Consider the following 4,595-nt stretch of genomic DNA (forward strand, 5'->3'; position numbering starts at 1 on the left):
AATGTGCTGTGAAAGTAAATAGGTTCATCTATATCGTTTTAACTACCTTAAAGATAATGAAATAAATCAAATTATGAGTATTTACGGATATTCAAAAAAATTAGTATTTCTTTTCGCAATGGTGCTTATTGCAGGGTTTGTAATGGCACAAAAAACAACAACTCTTGTACAATCGGGTAATAGTAATATTGCTACAGTAGATCAAATGGCTTGCCTAAGTGGTGCTGTTAATTCTATTTTTGCAACTCAATCGGGTAATTGGAATACGCTGACTACTTTTCAGAAAGGATGGGATAATAACATTGATTTATTGCAAAGTGGTGATCATAATACTGCAGATATGACCCAGGAAACTTGTGACTATGATGATAGCCATGGATATAATACTGCCAAAGTAGTGCAATATGGTGATGGAAACACTGCTAATCTTTCGCAGATGGAGGAAGACGGTGGTCTCGCCGACATAGATTATGTGGGTGGGTGGCTTCCTCTGCCAATTCTTCCAGAACGGGATAGAAGTATTAACGAGGCTACTACAACTCAATCAGGAAATTCGAACACTTACAACCTGGCGCAGGGACGGGAAAATTACATTCCGGATAATACTTCTTACCTGACTCAGTCAGGTAACTCGAACGCTGCAGATATAGATCAACTCGGGTTTAATAATTACAGTGAAATTCGTCAAACAGGTGATTGGAACACGGCAGATCTGTTGCAAGATGGTGCTGATATTTCATTAACTGCAGTCAACAAGGATGAAAGTTATTCTTGGCAAATAGGAGTGCATAGTACTTTGAACGTGAAACAAGTAGGAGATGTTGATGAACAACTGGCTGAATCAAGACAGAACGGTAGTGGCAACACTACTAACATTTTGCAGGTTGGTGTAACCATGCAAAACGTTGATGCATGGCAGTATGGTACCGATGTGATAGATATTGATCAGGTAGATGTTGAGCCTGAGGAATAAAGGCATCGGCCTGTCTGTTGGCTTATTGGGTGTATAAAGAAGATAAATACAATTATTGATGGTGAAAAAAGTACACACTGAGAAGGTGTTGAAGTTTTTTTTGGGGTGTGCCTTTTTACTGTTAAAATCGTTTTTACCACAATCTGGCCAATAAACTTTCTCTAAAACAGCAATTCTCTCCCGGCTTTTCAGGCCGGGAGGGTTATGTTGTTTTATATTAAAAAAAAGAAAATAGTAACGCAAGATAATCAGTGCTAATCGTATTGCAAATTAGTTAGCCTTAAATTAAAAGTTCTTATGATGATTAAGAGTTGTTATATATTGCTTGTCTTAAGCCTGCTGTCAATCAGTGCTTTCTCGCAAGTTTTTATGCCTGATATGTCGGTAGAGCAGTTTGATCTTATCGATGCAAATGAATTACTTAATAGTAGTAACTCGATAATAGAGCAAATTGGTAATCAAAATACAATGGTTGTCATTCAGCAACAGGAAGGAGTACTTTCGAATGTAATAATTAGCAAACAGTACAACGCTGAAAACGATGCCTATATTAACCAGGTAGGTTCGGGGCATGCTTCTGTTTTGGTTCAGAAAGGAAGTGGAAATGAGGCGAATTTGTGGTCGGATGGCGAAATGACTGTTTCAAAAGCCTGGCAGCAGGGAGACGATAATACCATTTATAGTTTTATAAGAAACGAAGCATTAATACCCAAAGTGGCAGCACTTATTCAAGTAGGGAATAGGAATAACATCGAACTGGCTTTAACCGGTAATGGATTTGTTTCGGAAGGTTGGCCTAAAGCTGCCTTTATAGAGCAAAAGGGAAACGATTTGGAAGTTATTGCTAAACTCGATTCGTATGACAGTCCTGTTCTTGTGAGGCAACAATCGGGAACCAGCGGCGAGGGGATGCGTGTAAATATTTCAAATTCCGACTTTTACTTTCCGATGAAATAGATGAAGTATTTTACGACCATAATATTTTTAATGGCCGGTGTTGTATTTTGTACTGCCCAAAACGATACAACAATTATCAAAAATAAGCAGATGAAACAAGCTCCCGAAGAATTGCAGAAATTGTTGAATGATATTCAACAAGAAGAAACCCAAAAAGTAAGCCGCGATGCTGAAATAGAGATTGATGGACTTTTGATAGATGAAACCAAAACTAAAAATGGGCGGGATTTTTATGATTATTTTTTTCGTGATTGGGTACCACCACAAAATGCGAAAAATTATTCAATATTTATTACCGAAAAACCCTATCGCCTAACCACTACCATGATCGAAATCAGAATTAACGAGACGCTCGTTTTTCAGTCGTTTTTACAACCACGCAGCGATATTGTTGAAATATTATCGCAACAGGCGGTAGCACGTACCGCATTGTACCTGCAAAATTACGAAGAGATCGTTAAGCAATTGGAGGGTGCTGATCAATCGGGAAGTGGTATTTTTTAACCAGAATTAATAAACCAAACAATAAAAAATAACATGAGTAAAACTTTTATAACGGCAATGTTACTACTGGCTGGTAGTTGTATTTACGCACAAGATTTTGTGTACACACCAAAAAACCCGGCTTTCGGAGGGAGCCCGTATAATTACAGTTGGATGTTGAGTTCTGCTGAGTCGCAGAATACAATTGAAGCTCCGGAGGATGATAGTTACGATCCGTATAGTTCTCAAAGTTCCAGTTCTGTTGATGATTTTGCTGAAAGCTTAAACCGACAAATATTAAGTCGGCTGTCGAGAGAGTTAGTAACCCGGCAGTTTGGAGAGGATGCTCTAGAAGAAGGTAGTTATGTGCTCGGTGATTATCAAATTGATATTGGTGATTCCGACAGTGGTATCAATATCACAATTGTTGATAATGTAACCGGTTCAACGACAACGGTTGAAGTACCCTATTTTTAAGTTTGTTTAAATTATGGAAAAACCCAATTTGCAAAGTATGATAAAACGTCTTTTGTCCGCACTTTTTCTTTCTTCAGCATTAGTGGCATGTGCACCGTATTTTCATCAACCATTTAGTTCTGATCGTGGAGCTGAATTAGGGCCGGAAACAGCTGTTAAAAAAGATTTGCTGGAACTACCCGACCCCAAAGAACCTATTGTTGTTGCTGTTTATAAATTTCGGGACCAAACCGGACAGTATAAACCATCAAATGTTGGTGCTAACTGGTCAACTGCAGTTACTCAGGGAGCCACCAATATATTGGTTCGTGCATTGGAAGAGTCGGGCTGGTTTGTGCCAATCGAAAGAGAGAACATAAGTAATTTACTTAATGAACGAAAAATAATCCGTTCAAGTAGAGAACAGTATGAAGGGAACACCGGTTCGTTACTGCCCCCTCTGTTATTTGCGGGCGTGTTGCTCGAAGGAGGAATAACCTCATATGAAACTAATATTTACACCGGAGGTGCAGGCGTGCGTTATTTTGGCACCGATGCATCAACTCAATATCGCGAAGACCGTGTGAGTATTTATTTACGCGCGGTTTCAACCAGTAATGGTAAAATATTAAAAACCATTTATACTACAAAATCAATATTGTCACAAGAAGTATCTATGGGCGTATTCCGTTATGTGAAGTTTAAACGATTGTTAGAGGCAGAAACCGGTTATACCTACAATGAGCCAACAGAATTGGCCGTTACTGAGGCAATTGAAAAAGCAGTTTTGGGATTAATTGTTGAAGGGGTTCTTGATAATCTTTGGACTTTAAGTGATCAGGAGGAAATAGAAAATACAGTAATTCAGGAGTATATGAACGAAAAGGAAGAACGACTTGATGCCAATCATATTGGAATTCCATTTGAAACGAACAGAAGGGGGAAAATATATGCTTCGCTACTTGGTACCGGTCAGTTTTATGCTGGTGATTATTCAGTAAGCAAAATAAGACCTGGAGGCGTATTTAATCTTGGTTTTGCCTTGCATAATAACTTTTATCTTGAAACAATGTTTGGTATGCAAAACATTCATGTTAAGGATTTAATGAACTCTAACGAATTCTACGGAGGTTCAAGTTTGTTGTTTCGGGCAAATCCTGATGGCTTGTTCTCCCCATTTTTCGGTGTAGGAGGAGGCGTTTATTATGATTTTGAAGATGAAATAGGGCTGTCAAAAAAGACTCTTATTCCTTTTCTGAGTTATCAGGCAGGTTTAGAATATCTGGTTGGTAGTAGATTTGCTTTAACTGGGAAAGTTTTTGCGAATCAATTGTTTTCCGATTTTTATGATGGTGTTAAAGTCGGTGAGTTTAATGACCATATTTGGGGATTTCAGTTGGGGGCAACTTATTATTTTGGGAAAAATTAAAATAACATAAAAAAATGAAGAGATTACAATTTATAATATGCTTTCTGATTGCCGTTTTGCTCTTTGGCTGTGAAGAAGAAAAACTTGATATTGAGAAACATTGTTGTCCGGGAAACCGGATTTAGTTTAAATTCATATCTCTAACTTCCTGATATTCAAGTCAGGTGTTTTTATTTTTCAAAAGTAAGCCCCCTGTACTTCAGGGAATAGCGAATGTTGGTATTTGTATTTGTCTTGCTTTATCAATATGAGCCAGCTTTTCTCAGGATTTTCCAGGAAAGCATATATGTTAATGTA

Annotated in this window: 5 protein-coding genes; all 5 read left to right on the top strand. The window is 37.9% G+C overall.

Features of this window, described 5'->3' with window-relative positions; all coding sequences use genetic code 11:
• Positions 1–73 precede the first annotated feature (73 nt).
• Positions 74–973, top strand: a complete 900-nt coding sequence (locus BMW53_RS20455) for a hypothetical protein (RefSeq protein ID WP_038561772.1) — start codon at positions 74–76, stop codon at positions 971–973.
• 297 nt (positions 974–1,270) lie between these two features.
• Positions 1,271–1,930, top strand: a complete 660-nt coding sequence (locus BMW53_RS20460) for a hypothetical protein (protein ID WP_139178300.1) — start codon at positions 1,271–1,273, stop codon at positions 1,928–1,930.
• A complete protein-coding gene (locus tag BMW53_RS20465) occupies positions 1,931–2,434 on the top strand; it encodes a CsgE family curli-type amyloid fiber assembly protein (RefSeq protein ID WP_038561778.1) in 504 nt (167 codons plus the stop codon).
• A gap of 33 nt (positions 2,435–2,467) precedes the next feature.
• A complete protein-coding gene (locus tag BMW53_RS20470) occupies positions 2,468–2,890 on the top strand; it encodes a curli production assembly/transport component CsgF (RefSeq protein ID WP_038561780.1) in 423 nt (140 codons plus the stop codon).
• A 13-nt stretch (positions 2,891–2,903) separates the two neighbouring features.
• Complete coding sequence (locus tag BMW53_RS20475) at positions 2,904–4,298, top strand: CsgG/HfaB family protein (protein ID WP_051567995.1); 1,395 nt, start codon at positions 2,904–2,906, stop codon at positions 4,296–4,298.
• The last annotated feature ends 297 nt before the right edge of the window (positions 4,299–4,595 follow it).

It is taken from the genome of Draconibacterium orientale (genome assembly GCF_900111425.1).
Taxonomy (GTDB): domain Bacteria; phylum Bacteroidota; class Bacteroidia; order Bacteroidales; family Prolixibacteraceae; genus Draconibacterium; species Draconibacterium orientale.